At 34.0% G+C, this 24,236-nt stretch carries 24 protein-coding genes; 9 read left to right on the forward strand and 15 right to left on the reverse strand.

All coding sequences use genetic code 11. The features are described 5' to 3' along the window. Positions 1-109 precede the first annotated feature (109 nt). The 5 genes from ACIQ1H_RS13045 to ACIQ1H_RS13065 form a co-directional block, all read right to left on the reverse strand. Positions 110-1,126, reverse strand: coding sequence for an ABC transporter permease (locus tag ACIQ1H_RS13045; protein ID WP_402889291.1), 1,017 nt, complete (start codon positions 1,124-1,126; stop codon positions 110-112). Then, positions 1,123-1,851, reverse strand: coding sequence for an ABC transporter ATP-binding protein (locus tag ACIQ1H_RS13050; protein ID WP_402889293.1), 729 nt, complete (start codon positions 1,849-1,851; stop codon positions 1,123-1,125). Before ACIQ1H_RS13050 ends, ACIQ1H_RS13045 begins: the two co-directional genes overlap by 4 nt. A 56-nt stretch (positions 1,852-1,907) precedes the next feature. Continuing rightward, entirely contained in the window at positions 1,908-2,804 is an 897-nt protein-coding gene (locus ACIQ1H_RS13055; protein WP_402889294.1) for a hypothetical protein, read from the reverse strand. A 413-nt stretch (positions 2,805-3,217) separates the two neighbouring features. Further along, entirely contained in the window at positions 3,218-3,526 is a 309-nt protein-coding gene (locus ACIQ1H_RS13060) for a glycoside hydrolase family 25 domain-containing protein (RefSeq protein WP_402889296.1), read from the reverse strand. Positions 3,527-3,675: 149 nt separating this feature from the next. Continuing rightward, the gene (locus tag ACIQ1H_RS13065) at positions 3,676-4,554 is read right to left on the reverse strand and encodes a LysR family transcriptional regulator (protein WP_402889298.1); all 879 of its coding nucleotides are present in this window, start codon (positions 4,552-4,554) and stop codon (positions 3,676-3,678) included. Positions 4,555-4,659: 105 nt separating this feature from the next. On the opposite strand from ACIQ1H_RS13065, the gene ACIQ1H_RS13070 reads away from it, so the two are divergent. Continuing rightward, positions 4,660-5,847: a YbfB/YjiJ family MFS transporter gene (locus ACIQ1H_RS13070; protein ID WP_402889300.1), complete on the forward strand. Its 1,188-nt coding sequence runs from the start codon at positions 4,660-4,662 to the stop codon at positions 5,845-5,847. 44 nt (positions 5,848-5,891) lie between these two features. Here ACIQ1H_RS13070 and ACIQ1H_RS13075 read toward each other — a convergent pair whose 3' ends face one another. The 5 genes from ACIQ1H_RS13075 to ACIQ1H_RS13095 form a co-directional block, all read right to left on the reverse strand. Continuing rightward, positions 5,892-6,752, reverse strand: coding sequence for a YitT family protein (locus ACIQ1H_RS13075; RefSeq protein WP_139859914.1), 861 nt, complete (start codon positions 6,750-6,752; stop codon positions 5,892-5,894). Between the two features lie 57 nt (positions 6,753-6,809). Then, complete coding sequence (locus ACIQ1H_RS13080) at positions 6,810-7,346, reverse strand: helix-turn-helix domain-containing protein (RefSeq protein WP_139859916.1); 537 nt, start codon at positions 7,344-7,346, stop codon at positions 6,810-6,812. A gap of 344 nt (positions 7,347-7,690) precedes the next feature. Beyond that, on the reverse strand, positions 7,691-7,864 hold the full coding sequence (locus ACIQ1H_RS13085; protein ID WP_337982252.1) for a hypothetical protein: 174 nt from the start codon (positions 7,862-7,864) through the stop codon (positions 7,691-7,693). Continuing rightward, the gene (locus ACIQ1H_RS13090) at positions 7,848-9,275 is read right to left on the reverse strand and encodes a recombinase family protein (protein WP_402889302.1); all 1,428 of its coding nucleotides are present in this window, start codon (positions 9,273-9,275) and stop codon (positions 7,848-7,850) included. The genes ACIQ1H_RS13085 and ACIQ1H_RS13090 overlap by 17 nt, the downstream gene beginning before the upstream one ends. Positions 9,276-9,616: 341 nt before the next feature. Continuing rightward, the gene (locus ACIQ1H_RS13095; protein WP_402889303.1) at positions 9,617-10,252 is read right to left on the reverse strand and encodes a hypothetical protein; all 636 of its coding nucleotides are present in this window, start codon (positions 10,250-10,252) and stop codon (positions 9,617-9,619) included. Between the two features lie 238 nt (positions 10,253-10,490). Between ACIQ1H_RS13095 and ACIQ1H_RS13100 the strand changes: the two genes are divergently transcribed. Beyond that, a complete protein-coding gene (locus ACIQ1H_RS13100) occupies positions 10,491-10,640 on the forward strand; it encodes a hypothetical protein (RefSeq protein ID WP_402889305.1) in 150 nt (49 codons plus the stop codon). An 87-nt stretch (positions 10,641-10,727) separates the two neighbouring features. Here the strand turns inward: ACIQ1H_RS13100 and ACIQ1H_RS13105 are convergent, their stop codons facing one another. Continuing rightward, positions 10,728-11,543 (reverse strand): hypothetical protein, encoded by an 816-nt coding sequence (locus ACIQ1H_RS13105; protein ID WP_402889307.1) that lies wholly within the window; start codon positions 11,541-11,543, stop codon positions 10,728-10,730. Between the two features lie 335 nt (positions 11,544-11,878). Continuing rightward, entirely contained in the window at positions 11,879-12,541 is a 663-nt protein-coding gene (locus ACIQ1H_RS13110; RefSeq protein ID WP_402889309.1) for a CatB-related O-acetyltransferase, read from the reverse strand. Between the two features lie 338 nt (positions 12,542-12,879). On the opposite strand from ACIQ1H_RS13110, the gene ACIQ1H_RS13115 reads away from it, so the two are divergent. Further along, positions 12,880-13,620: a hypothetical protein gene (locus tag ACIQ1H_RS13115; RefSeq protein WP_402889311.1), complete on the forward strand. Its 741-nt coding sequence runs from the start codon at positions 12,880-12,882 to the stop codon at positions 13,618-13,620. 321 nt (positions 13,621-13,941) lie between these two features. Here the strand turns inward: ACIQ1H_RS13115 and ACIQ1H_RS13120 are convergent, their stop codons facing one another. Then, complete coding sequence (locus tag ACIQ1H_RS13120; protein WP_402889313.1) at positions 13,942-14,661, reverse strand: Ltp family lipoprotein; 720 nt, start codon at positions 14,659-14,661, stop codon at positions 13,942-13,944. Between the two features lie 255 nt (positions 14,662-14,916). Between ACIQ1H_RS13120 and ACIQ1H_RS13125 the strand changes: the two genes are divergently transcribed. Then, positions 14,917-15,651, forward strand: coding sequence for a hypothetical protein (locus ACIQ1H_RS13125; protein ID WP_402889315.1), 735 nt, complete (start codon positions 14,917-14,919; stop codon positions 15,649-15,651). A 404-nt stretch (positions 15,652-16,055) separates the two neighbouring features. Here ACIQ1H_RS13125 and ACIQ1H_RS13130 read toward each other — a convergent pair whose 3' ends face one another. Next, a complete protein-coding gene (locus tag ACIQ1H_RS13130) occupies positions 16,056-17,345 on the reverse strand; it encodes a hypothetical protein (RefSeq protein WP_402889317.1) in 1,290 nt (429 codons plus the stop codon). A 293-nt stretch (positions 17,346-17,638) separates the two neighbouring features. Between ACIQ1H_RS13130 and ACIQ1H_RS13135 the strand changes: the two genes are divergently transcribed. After that, the gene (locus tag ACIQ1H_RS13135; RefSeq protein ID WP_402889319.1) at positions 17,639-17,866 is read left to right on the forward strand and encodes a hypothetical protein; all 228 of its coding nucleotides are present in this window, start codon (positions 17,639-17,641) and stop codon (positions 17,864-17,866) included. 35 nt (positions 17,867-17,901) lie between these two features. Here ACIQ1H_RS13135 and ACIQ1H_RS13140 read toward each other — a convergent pair whose 3' ends face one another. Next, a complete protein-coding gene (locus ACIQ1H_RS13140) occupies positions 17,902-19,512 on the reverse strand; it encodes a glycosyl hydrolase family 18 protein (protein ID WP_402889321.1) in 1,611 nt (536 codons plus the stop codon). A 381-nt stretch (positions 19,513-19,893) separates the two neighbouring features. On the opposite strand from ACIQ1H_RS13140, the gene ACIQ1H_RS13145 reads away from it, so the two are divergent. From ACIQ1H_RS13145 to ACIQ1H_RS13160, 4 genes are all read left to right on the forward strand, one after another. After that, positions 19,894-20,493: a TetR/AcrR family transcriptional regulator gene (locus tag ACIQ1H_RS13145; RefSeq protein ID WP_402889323.1), complete on the forward strand. Its 600-nt coding sequence runs from the start codon at positions 19,894-19,896 to the stop codon at positions 20,491-20,493. Between the two features lie 199 nt (positions 20,494-20,692). Then, the gene (locus ACIQ1H_RS13150) at positions 20,693-22,783 is read left to right on the forward strand and encodes an MMPL family transporter (protein ID WP_402889324.1); all 2,091 of its coding nucleotides are present in this window, start codon (positions 20,693-20,695) and stop codon (positions 22,781-22,783) included. Between the two features lie 295 nt (positions 22,784-23,078). After that, positions 23,079-23,324, forward strand: coding sequence for a hypothetical protein (locus ACIQ1H_RS13155; RefSeq protein WP_402889326.1), 246 nt, complete (start codon positions 23,079-23,081; stop codon positions 23,322-23,324). Between the two features lie 233 nt (positions 23,325-23,557). After that, positions 23,558-23,920, forward strand: a complete 363-nt coding sequence (locus ACIQ1H_RS13160; protein ID WP_402889328.1) for a hypothetical protein — start codon at positions 23,558-23,560, stop codon at positions 23,918-23,920. The last annotated feature ends 316 nt before the right edge of the window (positions 23,921-24,236 follow it).

The raw sequence follows: 24,236 nt of genomic DNA on the forward strand, positions 1-24,236 counted from the left end.
TCTATTATAAATTAATCCTACACAAAATACCTCTTAAAATGGTTTTATTTTCTAATTTAGCAAAAATAAAAGGGTCTGCTCATACTAAAGAGTAGACCCTTTTAAAAAGTCACAATGAACGATATTTTTTTAAGCTAATGATATTTAACATAATAAAGACAATAGCAAAGCAAGCTAGAATTACTAAATTTACTAGAATTTCATTAAAGGAAAATCCTTTATACATTACGCCATTTAAGGCATCGGCAGCATAGTATAATGGCATGATGCGACCAATATATTGTAACCATTCCGCCATATGATCTAGTGGGAAAATACCCGAAAAGAATACTTGTGGCACAATAACAATTGGGATAAATTGCATCATTTGAAACTCTGAAGCGGCGAAGCTAGATAAAAGTGCACCTAATGATAAAGATACAAGTGCAATCAAAATATTAATAAGAAACACGAGCCAAATGGAACCTATATGGACGATATCAAGAACATAAATTCCAAATAGAACAATTATAATGGTTTGAATAAGGGCAAAAAAACCGTAACCAATCAGATAACCTGCTACAATTTCGGCACGTTTAATAGGTGTTGCTAGTAATCGCTCTAATGTTCCAGACATACGTTCCTTTAATAAGGCAATACCAGTAATTAAGAAAACAAAAAAGAAAACAAAGAAACCGATAAGCATTGGGCTGAAAATATCAAAAATAACCGTATCTTTGTCACCGTATACATAGTCGGTCATTATCGCCATATTAGAAACTTGTTCTGGTTGTAAAACTTGTGACAACTTCATCATAACGGCTCTAGCAGTAGTAGGATCGTCATTTAATAAGGTAAGCTTCACTTGATTGTTGTGAAGTGCTAACCAACCGTCATATTGTTGCTCTTTTAGTTTGGCAATAGTAAAATCATTTTTTTCAATTACATCAAAATCGGCAGCTTCTAGTTTTTCAATAAGCTCTGCTGGACTATGTGATACAACTAGCGTTACTACAGGCTCATTACTATTAAAAATAAAATACATTAATGAAAGCACGAGGAGGGGGGCAAGAAATAGCAATGCAAGTGTACGCTTATCGCGTCGCATTTGCTGAATAATTCTTAACACTAGGGCGCCAATTCTCATAGTATTGTTCCTCCAGCTTTTAAAAACACTTCATCAAAATCTTTAGCTTGATATTTTGTTTTCAACTCGTTCGGTGTACCTTGTGCAAGAATATGGCCGCTACGAAGTATTGCTAATTGATCACATCGCTCTGCTTCATCCATTGCGTGTGTCGTCACTAAAATTGTTTTGTTCTCTTGCTCTTTAAGACGAATAAGCTCCTGCCAAATTTCTTGTTTCAATACAGGATCTATCCCTACTGTTGGTTCATCCAAAATCAAAAGTTTTGGATTTTGAATCAGAGCAATTGCAAGTGACAATCTTCTTTTCATCCCTCCAGAATAATTTATTACTTTATTATTTAATTCGTCGGTTAAACGAACAAGATGTGCAGCGTACGCGACGCGCTCCATTCGTTCTTTTTTTGATAATTGATAAAGCTTTGCAAAAAAATGGAGATTTTCTGCACCTGTTAAATCTGTATATAGCGCATCGGATTGTGCCATGTATCCAATATCCATTAACAACTGTTCGTGAGGAACTACGTAATTGAATACATGGATAGTGCCACTATCTGGCTTCAACATGCCCATGATTAGCTTAATTAATGTTGTTTTCCCACAACCAGATGGGCCAAGTAAACCAATTAACTGACCAGTTGGAATACCCAAGGAAAGTGGGGCAATAACTTGTTTATGATGAAAACGTTTTTCGACAGCATTTAATGTAATTGCCTGCTCTTCCAAAAAAACAACTCCTTATGAGGTGCCTGACACGCAAACAATTCAGAATTGTTTGCGTGTCAGGCACCGTAATACGTATTTAGTGCTGCTTCCAAGCGTTGTTCTAAATGTTGTGAAATATAGCCAAAAACAAACTGTTCCTTTTCCATCTCAATTTGTGAGGACCTAAAAATTTTTGCGAAAAATCCTGACTTATTTTCGAGTGAAAATTGTTGCAGTGCTTCGGTGCGTAATGTTGAAACGATTTCATTTTCAATATGGCGTTCACGGATTTTTTTTACAATATCCTTTACGCTACCTTCTTGTAACTCTAGCATTTGCTTTTGGAGATTTTCATTTATCTGTCTCAGTTCATTTGTTTCATTTTGGATGTCTTCGATTTTGCGACTCGATTCGGAAGATAGCGCATTTTGAGCTAAAAAATCTTCGTTAATCGTTATGTGCAATGTCCCTTGCTTTTCATTAGGTTCCATATGAAATAGCCCTGTTTGTATCATTTGCTGTAGGACACTACCTAAAACATCGATTTTATTGGCTAAATCATCAGATGAGACAAGAGTGGTAGCAGTAATTTGGTGCTTAATTTGCTGATTGCTATCATCAATTCCTAGAAGAAGTTTTAAGCCCTTTACACGGTATTCGTCCTTTAGAAGTAGTATCATACGAAGTCGTAAAATGGCAGGGAGGTCCAACCGAATATTTGTCATTTGATGATTAGAGGCACTATCAAAAATATACTGGTCAAAAGGCTTAATGTAGTAACGGAGCATAGCATCCGTTATTTCAAACCAACCTGCAACTTCTGAAATACTATAATATTTTTTTTCATGGATGTGTGTTAAATAGGCATCACCATAAAGTGTTTCTTCTAATGGTGTATGTTGTAGAACGACAAACAATGGATCATGCTGCACAATTCCGAGTACTAATTCTTTTGCATCACTTATTTCAAGCATTCCTTCTACACCCCACTTTATTTTTCATTTGCTAAATTTCGCATTATCTCTCTATTAGGTTTCTATTCTTTTTAACCCAATTGTATGCATATTTAGACAAGGATAATTTAATATTTTAATGTTTCTTTAAAGATAGTAGTTTGAAATATCTAAACTGCTCTTTACATTAATCGTTATCCTGCTACCGAATTTGTGGAAATGTAGAACTCATTTGTATGCGGTGATTAATGAATGAAATGATTAATCGACTAGTACTCCTGTAATGATTATACAGTTGAAATAGATGTAATGACCCAGATGGACACCTAAAAATAGGAGAGGACAGGAGAAATAATCCATTACTCAAGCTTAAAAAATAGCTAACGATAGTACGATAAAAGTTAGCCGAGAAATCCACTAACTTTTAAAAATAACTACTTTGAAAGTGGATGGATAGTAATCGTATGATTGCTCAAAAGCTGGTCGTTAAGCATGACTTCCATTTCAGTATATATAACGTTGTCCTTAACGAGTATCTGCATTTCAGTGTACTTATATTGACATTGGAATTCACGAATATATTGCGTGATAATTGATAAATTGTCGTTGTTTTTAACTTCTACTTCCACAAAAAAGGGCAATGTTAATTGTGGTGGTGAAAAACAGCCACGGCGAATCCAAATAGCTTCATTTACATAATAACGGATTGGCAATTGTCGATCACTCGCTATAAATAAGTCCATTTAAATCTCCTTCATTTTGTAAATTCAAGATGTCTCATAACTATTTTAAGTATAGCTTTTTCTGCTCAGAATGTCGTGAAAGAGCCTTAGGTATTGATATTGTGTTGCTTGCAACCATCGTATGTTTGTTGCCTGTTGAAAACTGACGTTCACTTCTGAAGCTGTTGGTACGCTAGAATCGATTCAATGAAATATGTTAGTGCAGGTGGTTGAAAATCATCTTGACGATATATGAACCAAGTAGGGATATGCGTTTGCTTTGTAGCCAATACATGAATAGCGAGTGGTTGCGAAGCGATATATTTTTCTGCGATTGCACGTGGCAGGAGCGTTACTCCAAGTCCTGCTGCTACACAGCCGATAATGCCATCAAGTGTTCCAAACTCCATTCTTTTCTTTGGTTGCACACCGTCTTCATGTAACCAGTGTTCAAAAATTGCCCGATAAGAGCAGCCATGACGGAAAGTAATAAGTGTGCAATTTTCTATATCTCGCAAGTTTTCAATTGGTTTATGCGGGATTGACGAAATGATTACTAGCTCCTCATTGATAAATTCCTTTGCTATAATATGCTCTTTATAAACAGGCCCTACAACAAAAGCACCATCTAACTCATAATTTTCTAATCGTTCAATATTTTCCGTCGATGTACTCGTTGAAATTGTTAACTCTATCTGTGCATACGACTTATGAAAATTAGTTAAGAGCGTTGGTAAATGGAGCGCAGCGGTAGTTTCCATTGAACCAATACGTAAAACACCCTTTTTTTCTCCCGTATCATGGAGTATTTCAAAGGATTTTTCATGCAAATATAGCATTTTTAATACGATTTCATAAAATTGTTCTCCTTTAGCTGTTAAACGGATTCCGCGATGTCCTCGATAAAAAAAGGTTACATTATATAATTCCTCAAGATTTTGTATTTTCATTGAAATATTAGATTGTGAGTAATTAAGTTCTGCGGCTGCTTTAGAAAAACTTCCTGCTTGTACGACCGTCCGAAAAATAAGCAAATCATTAAAATTCAAGATATTCCCTCCTGCTATCAATTTATTTGATATCTATTATAAATAATCGGATCTATTTGTGATATCTAAATATTAGTTATAGTAAATGTGAAGGGGAGGGGAACTATGAATAAGCAAACAGTTCGATATTTAATTGGAGGCGTATTTGCATTCATTGTTGCAATGGGCATTAGTCGTTTTTCCTATACAGTCATTTTACCTTACATGCAAGAAGCTTTTGCGTTTAGTCGAGCAACTGCAGGATTTTTAGCTACGAGCAATTATTTAGGCTATTTTGTAGGTGCTATTATTATTGGGCGTCTACAAATACAAGAGAAACGGATTCCCTTCTTACAACTAGCATTAGTTATAAGTATTGTAACTACTGGTTTAATGGGGTGCACTGAGGTGATTTTTGTTTGGTATGTGCTTCGGTTTATTTCTGGCGTAATGAGTGCTTTTATTTTTGTCATTGCTGCAAGTCTAGTGCTCGATCAATTAGCTACGAGCAGGAAATCACACTTGTCAGGGATTTTTTATAGTGGTGTGGGGATAGGAATTGCATTAAGTGCTTTAATTGTTTCACCAATACATGCTTTATTTAACTGGTATGGCACATGGTTTGCCTTAGCATTATTTAGCAGTATCTTACTAATATTTATTGTCATTTTAATAAAGCCAAACACACTTAAAACACAACAGCATACTAGTGAAACACCAATATTGCGTAAAGCTTTACCGACAAGGTGGATTAAATGGCTAGTACTTGCCTATAGTCTAGAAGGACTTGGCTATATTATTACTGGAACTTTCATCGTATCCATTGCAAATGAATCAACAAGCTTTCAGGGGGATGCAGTCTTTGTATGGTTTGTCGTTGGCATTGCAGCCATTCCATCTTGTTTTATTTGGTCAAAACTCGCACAGCGTTGGGGTTATGTAATGACATTATTTATAGCTATGTTATTGCAGTCATTAGGGATTGTGTTACCAGCATTGTCCACAAATACTTTTACAATTTACACAAGTGCTTTTATATTCGGTGCGACATTTATGGGGATTACAACGGTTGCAACTACTTTAGCAAAGCAAATTGTCCCTTTAAATAGTCATAAAATATTAGGTGTTTTAACAGCAGGCTATGCACTAGGGCAATTGCTTGGACCTTCACTAGCGGGAATATTGGCCAACTATACAAACAGTTATCAATATGCGCTAATAGGTGCATCTGCTGTTGTACTAGTAGGAGCAATCTGTCTAATAAACGGAATAAAATATGAAAAAAACAATAGTGAACTCCAACAAATACGGTAAATAAAAAGAAGTAAGCAAGTAATGATACTTGCTTACTTCTAGTATTAGTGAATATCACGTTTTTTGAAATTACCACCGCGAACTTCTGAAACATCAGAAATAACAACAAAAGCACCGCTATCAATATCTTTAATGATTGTCACAAGCTTATTTTCTTCCATACGGTTAATGACACAGTTCAAAATTTCAGTTGGTTCGTTTGAAAATCCGCCACGCCCTTGTGTATAAGTAACACCACGTCCTAAACGAGCTTGAATGGCGTCACCAATTTCCTCAGATTTTGCACTGACAACACGAACATCTTTTGATTTTTCTAAACCTACTTGAATAATATCAATAACGTTTTTCGCAATATAGTACGTTAAAGCTGAATATAATGCGCTTTCTAATCCGAAAATAAAGCTTGCCCCTAAGAAAATAAAGGCATTAATAAATAATATAATATCTCCGACTGAAAACGGAATTTTACGTGATAATAGTACGGCTAACACTTCAGAGCCATCTAATGCACCACCGTTACGCAAGACAATTCCTATTCCAATTCCAAGTAACATACCACCTGATAAGACAATTAATAAAGGATCGTTTGGACCTAAAATTGTTTTAACATCATGTAATAGAACTGTGGAAATCGATAAAGCCGCTATCCCAGTACTACTCATTAATGCAAAAGTTTTTCCTACTTGTTTGTAGCCAATATAAATAAATGGGATATTAAGTACAAAGAGTAGCACCCCTAACGGAATTCCGAATAAATGGGCACCCATAATACTAATACCTGTTACGCCACCATCAATGACATTGTTCGGTATTAATACCGCTTCAAGTCCATATGCTGCGATGACTGCGCCTATAATAATCATGATAAATTTTCTTATATTTTCAACTGACTTGCCTTTTTTCATAAATCTTCTCCATTTCTTTACAATTTAAATCCAGTAATCGTACCTACATATTGTTACTTAAGATTTTGGAATAATATTTAATGCGATCGTTTTTGTTTCCGTTTTATTGCTTGAATCGGACATATTATAGTATCTCGTTAATAAATCATTTAAATCATTTTGAAAGTTGTTAAACTGTTCCTTTGTTAAAGATAAGTCGAGTAATGAAAAAGTAGCTTGATCCTCGACGCATTCTTCTTCAAATAAGTTTAAGTAATTTTGATATTGAGACAGTAGTGCTAATTGATAGTAAGAAATATAGTTTAGCTTTTGCTTTTTCGTAAGCTTGGACCACTCCTCCGCATCTATTTTTGCTGCTCCCTCATTTAAAGCATAAAATTTTTCCGTGACAGAACGTACTTTGCGTTCTTTCACAATTTTAATAATGTTTTCATCCATTAATATTTGAATATGGCGATATAATGTAGCTTGCGGTACATCTTTAATTAAAGAAATCATCTCTAACGTACTTAAACCGTCTTCTGTATTATGCATCAGTGCCTGCAAAATCTTCATTCTCACTGGATGCATTAAAACCTCCGCTTTATTAAGCATTATCGAGCCCCCTATCTGTAGAAAAGAGATGGTATCAATGGAAAACGCAAATGTTATCAATGTGAGAACATTATCAAAAAATATAATATATTTTTAAACAGATGTACAGTAAAAAGCCAATGAAATTATTATATGAATATGATAATATTATTCGTTTGTTAAAAAACTTTGCGTTTTATTAGGGTGTAATGTGTAGGGATAATTGTTGCCATTTTGTTTTGGATGCGGAACTTGGGGCTAATACTTTCAAAGGTCAAAGCTCTCTACGTAAATTTACAGATGAAAAGGCATCAAGGTGAACTTCTTGATGCCTAGTGTAGAAAAATATAAACAAGCAGATGTTTTTAAATTAAAAATAAAGCAACAATTGTCGTAACAATAAGTCCTATCGCTACAGGCAATAAATTGCGCCGTGCAAGCTCAAAGGGACTGACGTTACAAATAGCAGCAGCGGGAATGAGTGCCCATGGTATAAGTGTACCGCCACCAATAAAAGACATATTATTTAGCTGCAACAATAATAATTTCCCTGGCTTGTTTACTGCTCGTATAATCATCCTTTGTATCAACGATAATTTGCTCGAAGATAGTGGTCATTAATTGCTTGCGTTCGTAATCATCGGCATTCAACCATAGTGTATCAATATTGCGGATAACAGTTCGGATTTCCACATGTTGACGCTGATCCTGCTGCTGTAACGTTTTTAGCTTTGCGTATAACTCCTTTTCTTGATGACGAAGCTTTTCACTTTCTTCTATTAACTCGTCGATGCCGATAATATCATGTTCGAACATGGTTTTCTTCTTATGTGAAAGCTTTTGCACAACAGCTAATTCCTGTTGTAATGACGACAGTTGTGCCATTGGGAATATTGCGTCGCCTTCGTTACTTTGAAAATGGCCACCGACCAAGTCATCCCATTTTGCAAAGATGGTTTGCACTAAATTGCTTTCTAAAATCATATGACTAGTACAAGCTTTTCCAGCTTTCTTGCCAGAACATCGATATGTTTTTTTCTTGCCAGCTTTATGACCAGACATTGCATGCCCGCATCGAGCACATTTTAAAAGTGAGGAAAAATAGTAATTACTTGATTCGCGCTTTCCTCCAAAGGTTCTGCGTTTTTCTAACAAATCTTGTAGCTCCCAAAATTCATCACGATCTATAATCCGTTCATGATTGCCTTCAAACAGCACACGTTCTCGAGGAGGCTTTTTAATGTCTTTCGGATTAGAGCTAAACATTAAGTAACCTGCGTATGTCGGATTATTAGCAATATCTCGCACAGTATCGACATGCCATTGTCCGCCTTTTCGAGTAGGGGTTCCTTTATTCGTTAATTGGCGGGCAAGTGAGAAAAAACCTAATGACTTGGCTAATTTAAAGATATCCTTCACAATTTGGGCTTCTTCTTTATTGATAGCTAATTCACCATCCACTACGTGATAGCCATAGGGGGGCGTGCCACCTTTCCAGTAACCCAACTTCACTTTCTTTTCCATTCCTAAACGGACACGTTCTGCTGTATTTTCTCGCTCCCACTGGGCAATCGCAGCAACAAGTGTTATAAATAAACGACCCATCGCATTTGTCGTATCGTAAACTTCTGTAGCGGATTTAAATTTACATTCATATTGATCTAACTCAGCTAAAATTGTGTGGAGATCAGGGACAGAGCGAGTTAAGCGATCTAGCTTATACACAAGAAGGACAGCGATACCTCCTTGCTGAATGCGCTGTAGCATTGCTTGGAAATGGGGTCTATTTAAATCTTTAGCAGAATACCCATCATCGATGTAGGGCTCCTCAACAATTTCCCATCCTTGTGAAACACAATAAGCCTCTAATTTTTCGATTTGTGCAGCAATCGAAAATCCATGTTTAGCCTGTTCATCTGTGCTGACTCGAACATAGATGACGCACTTCATCAGTATTTCACTCCTTCTAAACTTCCTTTCTTTTATATATTTTACTAACTATAAAAATAATACTTTATATGTAGATGGATTTGGATGTTGATTAAAAAAATTGATTAAAAAAGAACGAGCCGTTTTTCAATAACTGGGTATTATTTTTGATGATGGGAAGAGCCTGTTGTATGTTCAGGCTCTAGCCTTTAGTTAATTAATCAACATGTATGGTAGGGATGCCAGCTTTAGCAAGACACGAAAAAAGGTTGGATTTTGCATTTGTTCAAATTAAGTCATAGGTGTAATGAGGGAAGTATGAGTAATGTGCACAAAATTTAAAATGGAAATGAATTGGACGCTTAATTTCGCCAAATATTTTCGTATGTTTGTGCTTCTAGCTGGAGTGCTTGAAGGATTTTCGAGTTTGTTTGAGAAGCTACATGTAATTTAGCTGTTTTGACGTTTAACACAGCATATACAATGTTTTCTGGGATAGAGTCGTTACATCGTGCTTCTAACATTAAAGTGAGGATTGGTTGAATGTTTCGTTCATTAATTTTTTCAGTGTTTCCTTTAAAAAACAATTTTATTAAGTGAGGAATGCCATCAATAATTAAACCTAATTCGGGAGACGAACGAACAATTAACCCATTATTAGATGTCCATAACGATTTTGGTGGATCAAACCATTCGATTTCTTTGTTACGAGTAAATTTTTTAAATGCCTTTATTGCTTGGGTATAGGAATTAATTTTTCTTTCATGAACTTCAGACAGTAAAGCATCTAAATTTTCTAGAGATTGATTTTTCTCATAGCAAAATTTAATCCGTTCTCTTAATTGTTTCCAATGATCTTTTACTGGGTGATAATCACCTTGATTTTTAATTTCAGTAATTTTGTTCATCTTTGCCAACATTGTTTGCCTAACTGTGAAATCAATGAATTGTGTTAAACCGACAGACAATTTCTCCTTTTCCACTGTCGTTATTTTCAATCACCTTCCTTTCTAAAATCATTTTAACAGAAAGTGGCTCAAATGGAGATAGTAAATTGGATTTAGTTGGTATGCAGCATCCATGGGCAGTATCTGTATTTGGGGGAAATGTATGTTGTGAAAAAAAGTCTGAAATGAGTAAGAAAGAAGGAGCGCTTGCCAAGGTTCTAATTTGAAATATGTCTTAACGAAAGTGACAAGCCTATTCGACATATTCTGATAAAAAGGAGTGTGGAGAATGACGATAGTCAAAATGACAGAAGATAAAGTAAGGAAATTATTTCCGATTATTGAAAGCATTCTGTCTCGTGAATACGGAAGGAAGGTAACGCTAAAAGACTTAACAGTGGGGGGCATTACAGTTTATAAAAATGATTGCGCGAAGTAGCGAAGTTTAAAGATTTTAATACAAGTTTAAATACTTTTATTAAAAAAATAAAAGCACCTAATTAGGTGCTAAATAATAACTAAACTATTAATATTTATTATAGCCATCTAAAAATTTCCTCCAACCAAATTCAGTAATTTTGAAGTCATTATATTTTAGAAGAAAATAATCAATAGTATAGTTGTATCTTTCTAGTTCTTCACGACTATATTGAATTACTGTTGGGGAAGACGGATCACTGTTTGACCGCATTATATTATCATAATCTTCTGGTCGTTCAACCCAAACATGATTCATACTAAGTGGTTCATAATTAGTCCAGCTATATTTTTTTAATGACTGCAAACCTATTTTTATATTAGGGTATGTATACCAATCCTCGTAATTTTGCCCTAGTATTTTTTTGTTTGGCATTTTTTCTATTACATCTTTAGCCATTGTTTCTATAAAATCATTTAGCTGTTGTCTAGCTTTAGCTACATCCTCTTTGGCAGTATCTTGATATTTAATGGATCTTAAGTGTTTATTCATTGCAGATTCAAAATTTAATTCCCACGGCGAAAGAGACAAATGATAGTTTATAAAATAATCATATGGCAATTTTAAATCATCATTTTCAATTACCTTGTATTCAAATTTTACTGTAACAATTTCGGTTATTAATTCTGGGTACTTTTCTTTTAAATATGATTTTAACTGACTAGCTGATTCAATTTTAGTATCAACTTTTTTAGCTTCCATTTCATTAGTGTTATCTTTTTTCTTTTGGTTTTTATTAAACTTAACTGTAGATTCTACTTTCTGATCAACTTCTTTAGCGTTTACAGTTTCCGTTAGTACGGGGGTAAATAACATTGATATAAGAAAAGTGCTTGTAACTAAAGGTAATGATAGTCTTTTCATTAATAAAACCTCCTTTTATTAAAAATTATACCATATTTTAGATGTTTAAAAGAGGTATTTATTAATAAAATATTGAAGAAAAAGGGTATTTCATAATGCGAGATTTTTCAATTCAATATAGAGCCAAGTTAGATAGACATTTTAAAAGAGTATTTGGTTTTTTAATTAAAAAATAGAAATACGCTATAACTATATCTAATTTAGATGTAGTTATAGCGTATTGAAAAAAAGTACCAAGTAGTTTTACTCTAGATACTTTTTATACTGTTGATTGGAGCGAATGTCAGCGACTTGGAATACGTGGTCACTCCGCGCTTACGGTGTGATAGACCTCACTATTTAGTAGATTTTACTTCATTTAAATAGAAATCATACAATTGATCGATAGAACCATTTGATAACAAAGGAATAGCCTTTTCAATTTTCTCTCGTTCCCAATCAAACCAACGCATTTCTAATAATTTATTTATTTCTAAATCAGAAAAACGTTTTCGTATTTCTTTGGCTGGATTTCCTCCGACAATCGTATAAGGCGGAACATCTTTTAATACAACAGATCCTGCAGCAATAATCGCACCTTCACCGATAGTAACCCCAGGCATAATCATTGCATTCATACCAATCCAGGCATCACTTTTAATAACCGTATTTCCTTTTGGCTCATAAGAACGTTCTATTTGTTCCGTAAAAGGATACACTGTTATCCATTCTGAATGGTGATTATGATTACCACCCATTAAAATGATGACACCACTGGCAATACAAACGTAGTTTCCGATAATCAGTTTATCTAAATGCCAACCAAAATCATTAATAGGATTAAATAGTTCACGAGATTTATGGTCACCCCAAAGGTATCTGACACACCCGTCCTCAAAATTTTGATTTCCATAATAACCCGAGTAGTATGAATAGTCTCCAACTTCAATGAGCGGATTTGTCACTAAATCCTTAATATATTTAATTTCTGACCAATGATTATATTTTTGATTGTTCATTATGCTTACCTCGCTTCTAAGTAATTAGTTTTCATGTATCTACCTAGAAGCTTAATCGCACAGCGACGTTTTTAAGTTTTCTTAAACGACGTATCATCGTCCTCAACCTCTCACATTTAATGAGGAAATAGTAACTTATATAAATTAGTATGTCAAACGAGATATTGTGATTAGATGTACCGTTGTTTAAAAACTTGAGGGAATGGGTAGATGGATGAAAATAAGTTATGGAAAAACAAGTTAAATTTATATTTTTTTACATGATTCATTGCTGTTGATAGAATACTACAATATTCGTATAGAAAGAAATTAATATAAAGCTGTGAAGGAGGAGAATAATGAAAAAATTAATTATGGTGTTTTTAGCTGCATTAATAGTAGCAGTAATTCATCCGACAATAACAGAAGCAAAAGTAATGCATGATGGAGCAGAAGTTGTCAAAGGTCAAACAGGTAAAATGACTTTTACAAAGGATATCAAGGTATATAAGAAAAATCCAAACGGCACATTTGATTCGTTAGTAGTAAAGCGAAATAACTTCTTTAGAACATATGATATTGAAAAATATGATGGTAAAACTTTTTATCAGATGGGGCAATATCGGGTACAAGCAACAGATTTAGTAGTGTTCAAAGAAGTCCCATTAAAAATTCGTGCTTCCTTCTATCAAAATCCATCGTATATTAATATAAATCGTGAGAATGGAAATTATGGAAGGTACTTCAGAAAAGAGGACTCCTTTTCTATTTATTTTAAGGATACCCCAAATGGACAAATAGTGGAATATTGCGATGACATTAATGATGGGACTTACGATTCTTGTAGACGTTATCTTGGTACAGATCTTAAAATTGCTGACACGATACTAGGAGAAGAAAAGCGTTATGAGCTAATAGAAAATACAATTGGAAAACACGCTCCATTAAAAGAATCGCAACCAGATGTCATGTATGAAAAGGGAAGCATTTTTGTCACAGGTGGGTTGATTATTAACGGGTATGTATTAGTCTTTGTAACGGAAAAAGGCTATTATATTTGGCTACCTGATAATGTATTAAAGTTAGTCGGAGATAAATAAAGCTTTTTTTAAATAACTTAAGGAGTTGCTTTAGAATAACCAAGATAGCTTAATCGTCATCTTGGTTATTACTTTTCTTTAAAAAGTTTATGTTAGAAAATAAAATTTTTAATCCGATTATAAAATAAATAAACCCAAATGTCTTTAATGTTATATTCGTGGTTATGTCACTATCGGTTATGCTCATTAATAAATTGCCGAAGAAGACTAAAATAAGTCCAATTAATCCAGTAATATATCTCAATGATTCATCTCCTTATTACAAAAAGCCACTCGGGTGAGTGACTTGTATTGTGTCTTACACATTAAATGCAGTCGAGATTATTCTAAATGATCAATAGCATATTGAGCTTCTTCTTTGGTGAATTTTTCTCCGTATTCAGATATTAATTGATCGTAAATAGCCGAATTTGACATATTCATCATATCAGCGTATGATTTTGCTTTTTTCAATGCATTTTCTTTCCAATCAAATACAATATTATTTATAGCGTATTGAGCAGCATCCGCAGGGAAATTCTCCCCATATTCCGATGTTAATTGATCGTAAATCCCTGCCTTTGACATATGCATCGTTTTAGCATATTGCTCTGCTTTTTTTAACGCCGACTTATGCTCACGTGGGACACTTGCCTCTTTTGCCTTCGCTTCTGCTTTAGCTTTGGCCTCTGCTTTAGCTTTAGCTTCTGTATCTGCCTTAGCTTGTGCTTCTGCTTTCTCTTTAGCTTTCTGTTCTGCTAACGCTTTTTCTTCTGCTTCCTTCGCCTCACGGGCAGCTTTTTCTTCTGGCGTTTCTTCCACTTTCGCTACAGTTTCTACTTGTTTTTGTGTATCTTCTTTTTCTGTAATTTCTACTGGATCTGCTGTCATGCCAAAACCAATAAAGGAAACAATCATTACCGCTACTGATATTCCAGTAAACTTAATTTGCTTTTTAGCTTTTGAAACATCCTTTTTAATAAATTGAATAATAGTCAAAATTGCAAAAACTATAATAGCTAAAAAACTTAACACTGCTACAATTAAAAATAAATTATCCATGAATATATCCACGCTCCTTATTGACTATTTTATTGGTAAAATTGGAAAAATTATATATAAAAATAAACAATTTTATATTATTAAAGCCTATTATTGATATTGGTTTTCAAATGTTTGCTAAAAAATGGTCAACGAAAAGTTGTGGAAAAACGAGTTAATTTTGTTATATTTTTGACATTCTTGTATTCGGTTGATAAAATAATACGATATTAGTAGGCAAAGAAATGAGCTACAAAAATGATTAGGAGGAGCATAATGAAAAAATTATTTATCGTTTTATTAGCAGCATTTATATTTGCAATCGTGAATCCAACAAAATCAGAGGCTATTAGGTTTGATGGAGCCGAGGTGCATAAAGACCAAACGGGGAAAATGACGTTTACAAAAGATATTAAAATTTATAAGAAAAATGAAGACGGTACGTTTGATTCGTTAGTAGTGAAGCGCAATAATTATTTTAGAACGTATGAAATTGAAAAGTATGATGGTAAAACATTTTATCAAATGGGACCATATCGTGTACAAGCAACAAATCTAGTAGTTTTTAAAGAAGTACCGATGAAAATTCGCGCATCTTTCTATCCAAATGTAACGTATATTAATATCAATCGAAATAGTGGCGAGTATGGGAAACTCTTTACGGAATGGCGTGACACTTCCATCACGGATATGAACGGTGATCAAATGTTGAGATATTGTAGGGACACAGGAAATGGCTTAAAGTGCGAAAAGCATTATCCTGGTTCAGATATGAAAGTAGCCGATACAATATTTAAAAAAACCGGTGTACGTTATGAAGTAACGGAAGACTCTGAAGCGAAAACCTATCCATTAGAAGGTTCTAAAACGGAAAAAGCGATGCCAAAAGGAAGCATGGTTTATTCAGTGAGTGATTCCATTAATGCTTTTCTATGTGTAAAAGAAGACTTGGAAGCTAATGACGACCAATGTACTTGGCTTCCTGTAGGGATATTAAAGCCGATTTATTAACGTGCTTAATAGGAATGCATACTATACAACAAATAAGCCCAGAACTTCAATGAGCCTGGGCTTTTTATTTTAATTTTTTTTTATCTAGTTTAAGGCCATGTACGTTATTGGTAGAGGCAAGTAAAGAAAATTCCTCCCATAGATGCTGCAATACCCACAGCATTTCTTTCCGGCTCTTTGTAATCTTAACGTAGCAGATTTGTAGTCTTTCTCTTTTATATAAGCTATGACTGAACTAATAACAACTGTGGGAATAAGATCTTTAGAAGTGAATGTAATAAATTCACTAATAATTTAACTCTCTCTTTTTATTTTCGGCTTGATAATTTCAAGCCGTTTTTTTACTTTATTCGAATTCTTTACGTATTGCTTTAAATTGTTGCCTTTTTTTAGAAGCCTCTTTATCATATGTCTTCCATTGGTGACAGTGTACCGCCACCCACCCAAATGCCAGTGATTTGTCCGAGTGCGGTAAGGGTTGCTGTACCTCCACCAATAGCATTGCCGAATAAACTACCGACAGAACCAGCTAATGAAATGCCAGAGAAGCCCGAGCCGTCTAAACCTGTAATGGCACCTACAACTGCAAGGGTAATGACTGCAATTTCCTTCGTTAATGGAACAACAGCGGCTAAACCGACGCCTAAATCATTCACAATACCATGAGAAGCGGCAGGGAGAAAGTCACCGATAATTTTCGTAAATCCTGAGTCACCAAGGTAGAAGAAGGCTGCTATTGGGATAACGGGTCCAAATACTTTAAATCCAAATTGGAATCCTTGAATTAAGTAACTTGTCGATTTCTCAAATCCTTGTTTTTTGTGTGCCACAAGACAGAGCACTAACAAAATAAAGACAGCTGTTCCACCAATAAGGGCAGTGGCATCACCGCCTTGTAATTTCAATACGGACATAGCGATAACATCGAGTAAAAAGGTGATCGGAATTAGAAGGGCAAAAAATCGTTTTTGTCCAGATGTTAGCAAATGTTCATCTTTCACTTGCTCGATACCATCAGTTGTTTCGTGTGCTGTATGAAAATGAAGTGTGCCTCGTTTCATATCACGTTTTAAAAAGTAAAAAGCAACAATTGTTGTAACAAGCCCCATTGTAATGACAAGTGGAATGCTTGCGGATACAACATCTCCTACTGGGATACCCGCAGCATCAGCAGTTAGCTTCGGCGCCCCTTGAATGACAAAATCACTAGACAAAGCAATTCCGTGACCAAATAAATTCATCGCCATTGCGACACCTAATGCTGGTAATCCTGCACGAATGGCGACGGGTAAAAGAACAGCTCCTAATAGTGCAACAGCAGGAGATGGCCAGAAAAACCAAGAAATAATCATCATTAAAATCCCAATTGTCCAATAGGCAAGAGTTGGTGTTTTAATGAATTTTGTAAAAGGTGCAACCATGACCTCATTAATACCAGAAGTCATTAATACACGACTCATTGCAACAATAATGGAAATAATTAGTATGGTAGATAACAGTTCGGTAATCGCGTAAATAAAGCTGTTAAAAACACCACTTATAGAAGAAGTGAGATCACCAGTAGCGACAATCGCAAGTAGGAATATGCCTAGAATGCAAATGAGGGTAGTATCCCGACGTTTAACCATAAAGCCAATGATTAGGACAATAAACACAACATAAATCCAATGGAGAGCAGTAAGTTCAATCCCCATAATTTTTCCCCCTCAAAATAGGTCTAATTATAGAATATGAGAGGAAATTTAGATGGTGATTTGTTGCGAAAATAAAATGTGGGAGTCGATATGATAAAAATACACAGCTAGTTCATATCGTGAGAATTATGTTTAAACTAGGACCTGTCGCTATTAAGCCTTCAACATAACTTATGGAGAAGTTACTGCCATTCCTATTGGTGCTCGTACAGTATTGCATTTTCTTAAGAAAGCGGGTAAAAAGAGTGGTCAATCGGTTGTAGTGAATCGTACTTCAGGAAGTGTAGTAAGTTATGCCAGTAAACCCTAGTAGCAATGTTAAACAAAATAAAAAAATGTACACTATTAAAATTGAATTTAGTAATGTACATTTTAATAAATTTGCAACATTATTAACAAGTTATGATGTAAGAAACCATCAAGAACAATTACTTTTCTTTAATAATACAGATTTGTTTGCAGGTGTTGGATTAAATCGTTTACTAACTGTCTCGTTTTTGGTGAATAGCTGTTTTATTTAAACAAGTTGAGTTATTATCAACTATTGTGAAGGAATTTATTTTTTTACTGCATACTTTTCTAAATCTGCACTTGCCCGGTTTACCATCGCTGCCATTTGACCTCTCGTGACATGATCAAATGGATAAAATCCTCCATCATCTTTTCCTTGAATAATCCCTTTACTACTTAATTTTAAAATATCTGCATATGCCCAAAAATCTTTTGGAACATCATAAAAACTGGACTCATCTGTAGGCAATGGATAATGTAACACTCTCGATAATATACCTGCTAATTGTGCTCTTGTGATATTGGCATTTGGATCGAAAATGTTTTCATTTGTTCCATTCACAATATGATACTTATAGGCAATTTCAATAGCCCGTTTTGCCCAATGATTTGCTGGCACATCCTTGAAATAATTAGGTACAGTTTCGTTTGTTTTGTCTAAACCGATGGCACTAATAAGGATAGCAGTAGCTTGAGCTCTTGTTAAATTACCATTTGGATCGTAAGTGTATTCGTTTTTGCCGCTAATCCAACCTTTTTGGTAAATGGCCATAATATCCTGTTCTGCCCAATGGTTTTCCGTATCTATAAAGTTATGTTCCCCATTCGCCCAAGAAGAATAAAATTTCCAAATACCATTATCCGCTTGAGGTAACTCCCAGCTACCTGTTCCTCTTAAATGATATTTCTCTACAAGTCTTAACTTATATTTTAAAGATAAATCATTTTCGTACCATATCGTGTATTTTCCTGGTACAAGCTTTTTGCCATCGATATAAGTAGGAGAGTCACTGCTTTTTACTGTAAATTTGGCAAATGCTGATTTTGAAGTATTATCAAAAAGAAATTTTCCATTATGGCTATTCACAATAGATTTTACTGCATTATTAGCAATGCCGTCGCCTCCTATTGCCACATCATCCTTCCATATTCGTCCATAAAAAGGGAGGCCTAATACTATTTTATTGGGATTAATCCCTTTATCTAATAAATATTTAATCGAATTTTCAACAAATGATAAACTTGCGACAGGACCAACTGAACCACCATTATAGCTTTCATCATACGCCATCACCATTAAATAATCGCTATACTCACTTAGTTTCATGTAATCATAAGAACCATGCCACCCAGTTGTCCACCCATTTGGATTTGCAGCTACTGCTATGGATATTGTTTTATTATTAGGCATTTTTTCACGTAATAATCGGATGAAATCTGTAAACTCTTCTTTATTTGTATAGTTTAAATTTTCTATATCAATATCGACGCCATCTAAATTATTTTTTAAAACTGAATTAACGATTTGAGTAGACAATATTTCTCGATTTGTCATTGCGATTTGTGCCAATTTACGGTCCCAATGATTAGAAATGAATGGCACAACTTTTAATCCTCTATTATGTAATGCATCGACTAAACTTTTATCAATCGTAGCACTCAAACTTCCATCTGCATTTAAATCAAAAAAGCCGGGTGTTGCCGTATTTAACGCACCTTGAGTCATATCTATATTTTTTATGAAAGAGCTAGTATTGCCGCTATATAAATATGACATATGTATATCATTCGCTGAGGCGTTAGCACTAAATGGAGTAGCTAATAATGTAGTGAGCAAAGCTGGTAGTATCAAATATTTTTTTAATGGATTCTTCATTACTTTCTTCCTTTGTAATAGATTTTATCCACTTTATTATCTATTACTTTAGTAAACGATATCAATTATTAAAATATGGTTTCATTGAGTTGTTTTGTAAATTTATGATATTAAGAGTTTAATAAAATAAAACTTTCAAGCAGGCTTTTTTTACATGTTGAGAATTTGCACTTCTCATAAAGTTTCATTAATTGTAGTTGAAATTGAAAAATTTCGTTTATGATTAGCATTTACATAATTGGTGTGGGAGGCATTTTGGATAGGAGAGAGAAGTGCAATTGCGAGCTTGTGTAGTATACTGAAAAAAATAATTAAATTAATTTACAAATAGATTTTCGCATGATAAGCTAAAAAAGTCCTAAAATGAACGGAGGTTCACGTATGCAATATTTAAAAGAGGAAATAAAAAATCGAATCTTATTAGCTGCATTGGATGAATTTAAAGAAAAGGGTTATTCAAGTGCATCCATTAGAAATATAGCTAGTAACGCTGATATTGCATTAGGTACAGTATACAAATATTTTAAAAACAAGGAGGATTTATTTAATTCGATAGTAGACCCCGTCTATAATGATTTGTTTGCTGCCATTAATAAAATCATAATGACTGAAGTTAACCCGGATGATAAATTGATTGAAATTAAAAATAAGATTTTGGATATTTTCAAAGGGCACAGTAAAGAACTATTAATACTTTTTGGTAAAAGTAAAGGTTCTAAATATGAGAATTTTAAGGACGAACTTGTGGATGTACTACATAAAATTCTTCAAAAAGAAACATTCTCTCGTTTTGAAGATAAAAGCGTTGTGAAAGAACCATTTATTTTCTATGTCCTTTCAGCAAACTTTATAGATGGAATATATACCATTTTGAAGACCCAAGAAAATGGTGAAAAAATTGGTATGCTCATTGATCAGTTAATATTTTTATCATTTCACAGTATTGAAAGACGATTTAAAGAAATGTCTCACATTTACTAATGTGGGTATTTTTTTAAAACAAAAATGAACGTATGTTCACGGTTGTTCATTATAGTAATTTTACGTATTTTAGCACATTCAACAGGAGGAGATTACAATAGCAAAGTATCTTTATAAATTAGCAAATTGGTCAACGACACATAAAAAATCTGTTCTTTTTAGTACTTTAGGGATACTGATTATACTAGTAGCCTTAGTATTGTATTTTAAACCATCATTTAATGGAGAACTTACTATTCCAAATACGCCAGCTGACAAAGCAGCTGAACTAATTAAAGAGGAATTTGCAGGTGCTGCCAAACAATCTACCCTAAACATTGTATTTAAGGCTCCCGATAATGAAACATTAGAATCAGAAGATGCTCAAAGCAGTATTTCAGACCTTCTAAAGGAGATAAGTGAAGATACTAAAGTAGCAAGTGTGTTATCACCGCTAGAACTAAACAATCTAAATGAGGATAAAACGATTGGTTACGCACAAGTTACATTTGCAGTAGAAGCAGATAAAGTTTCAGAGAAGTCGAAAGAACATATTTTAGATAGTATTAATATCACAAGAAATGCAGGTATCCAAACAGAAATAAAAGGTGGAGATATAGTTTTCTCTGATATAGAGTTTGAGGGAATTTATGAAGTTATCGGAGTAGTAGTTGCCTTTATCGTATTAGCAATAACATTTGGATCATTTATTGCAGCAGGCCTACCAATTCTTATAGCGGTATTAGGTTTAGGTATTAGCTTATTAGGAATTATGTTTGGTGCTTATTTTATTAATTTAAATTCTATTTCTATAATTCTAGCAGCAATGCTAGGTTTAGCAGTAGGGATTGACTACTCCCTATTTATTATTACACGATTTAAAATGGAATTAGCAAAGGGGCATACTGTAAACAATTCAATTGCAATTGCTATCGGAACATCTGGGAGTGCTGTAGTATTTGCGGGGTTAACTGTTATTATTGGTTTACTAGGGTTATCAGTAGCCCAAATACCATTCTTAACGCTTATGGGCGTTTCAGCAGCTATAAGTATATTTGCAGCTGTTCTTATTTCAATTATCACGTTACCAGCAATTTTAGGTATGGTAGGCCATCGTTTGTCGCCTGCGAAGAAAAATTTATTATCGAAAAAGATTGCTGGTAATAGCAAGAAAAAGGATGGAACGAAAGCGGACTTGTGGGGGAGATTAGTTACTAAACACCCTATCGTTGTATCGTTATTAGCTATTGCATTCCTTGCCATTCTTACAATTCCATTCTTCCATATGAATTTGGGTCTGCCATCTGATGGGACAGCTAAATCAACAGAGATGACGGAAAGAAGAGCGTATGATTTACTAACCGAAGCATACGGAGAAGGTGTTAATGCACAATTAATTGTTGCCGCAAAAGTAGATGCATTGACAGAGGAAATGCAACTAGCTGCAGGTGAGATAGTTCAAGAATTAAGTGAATTAAAAGATGTAAAAACGGTTTCACCACCAATTCCAGGCCCTTCAGGTAAAGTCTTTATGATACAAATTACACCACAGTCTGGACCAGATGATATAAAGACAAAGGATTTGGTAAATCTTATAAGAGACAAATCTAAAGAAACCAAAAATGAACATGGTATTGAACTAATGGTAACTGGAACAACGGCCATGAACATTGATATATCACAACAATTGAATGATGCTCTCCCATTGTTTGCATCCTTGATAGTCGGGCTTGCCTATATACTTTTAGTAATGGTCTTTAGATCACTATTAGTACCGTTAAAAGCTGTTTTAGGTTTCTTGCTTTCTTTAGGAGCAACATTAGGATTTATGGTATTCGTTGTGCAGGACGGACATTTCGTCCATTTCTTTGGCTTCCCAGCACAATCTCCAATACTAGCATTTTTACCTGTTATTACAATCGGAATATTATTCGGATTAGCTATGGACTACGAAATATTCTTAGTTAGTAAAATGAGAGAAATTTATATCCATTCTGGAGATAGTCGGAAAGCTATTTTATATGGCATGAGAGATAGTGGCGGAGTAGTAACTGCTGCAGCTCTCATCATGATGGCAGTATTTTTCGGATTTATGATGAATCCAGATGCGATGATTAAATCAATAGGAATGGCCCTCGCTTTTGGAGTATTCTTCGATGCATTTATAGTAAGAATGACCATAGTTCCTGCTGTCATGTCTCTAATGGGGAAAACGGCTTGGTATATTCCTAAGTGGTTAGATAGGATTCTTCCGAATATTGATGTAGAAGGCGAATCTATTACACATACAGAAAAAAATAATATAAATTAAGAAAGCTGCATAATGCAGCTTTTTTTTGTAGCAAGAAAATGAGGTGGGACATCCCTGTATTTAGCAGTAGGTAAAAATCACAACTTATTTAAGAATTTGCGTAAGATATTTAAGTTAAAAACTAGATAATTCATGTTTTAATATAGGTAAATCTAATATAGGGGAATACTATGATAAAGATTGTAAAGTTATTGTTTACGTCTTTTTTATGTATTAGCATTTCCTTATCATTAATCACCAATGTTTCTGCGAGTGAAGATGGAAAACTTGAAAAGTTTATTACTCCATAAGAGATATGAGTCCAGAGGAATTAGAAAATATATTAAGTGAACAGTATAAAAAGTTTTTAGGAGATTCTTATAAGGATATGAACTCAAATAGCAACTATTTAATTTCGACATTATCTATAAGTGAAGATATTACGCAACAAGTAGCCTTACGTAATAATTCATCAATGTACTTGAACTCCAAAATTTTTAGTGCAACAGGTAATCCAGGCACTTACACATACCAAAGTATAAAATCAAACTTAGCCATCTGATTATACAGACTATCATTGGAAAGTTGATCATGCTTCACATAAATTAAGCAGTGATTCAAAAAGTTGTACAGTCTATCTAAGAGGTCATCCTGAAAATGCTTACGGAATTGCACTTGCACTTTCTTTAACTGCATCACATACTTTTTATGCAAATTAATTGAAGCATTTAGGTAAAATAAATCTATTATATTTTAAGTTGCATTTTGACAGATAAAATAAGGGAGAGGAAACGAATGAGGAAAGGTATAAATATCACATTAATTTGTCTAATGGTTTCTGTTTTTTGTTCAACTACTCATTATCGTGCTGAGTCAACATATGACAACGATCCTGACCTATTACTCATACCTTACAAAAAAATATTAGAAAACTTAAGTAATGAATATGGGGTAAGAATGTATATTCCAGAAAAAAATAAAGAAAAATTTTTAAATAGCGTCCAAGATATGACACTACAAGAATTTGAAAAACGATTAAGACAACAATACAAAGATGCAGAAAAGTATATAAATCAATCTGCTGGAGAAAGCGTTGAATTCTATCCTCAACCAATTCCTAACGCAAACCAAGAGGTATTAGCAATTCCGTTACATTAATACTCTAAATATAAAGATTGGGCACCCATAAAAGTGAGTGTCCGATCTTTTTAAATTTTAAGGAGGACATTAAGCGTCGGACTATTGATACAAAAGGATATTTAATCAAATATTTTAACTTTCTTGACAACAATAATGAGAAATATATAATTAAATTATAATGAGAATCATTATCAATTAAAGACTTTAATACATTTATGTAATAAACCATAGATGTTTTATTTTGTTGTTAATTGAGAATGGTAATCATTTAGGGGTAGTAGTAGTAAAAGCTTTAAAAGGAGGTAGAAACGCTCAAGATAGGTCTAACTAATCA

Source organism: Lysinibacillus sp. NPDC097279 (assembly GCF_044761745.1).
Lineage (GTDB): Bacteria > Bacillota > Bacilli > Bacillales_A > Planococcaceae > Lysinibacillus.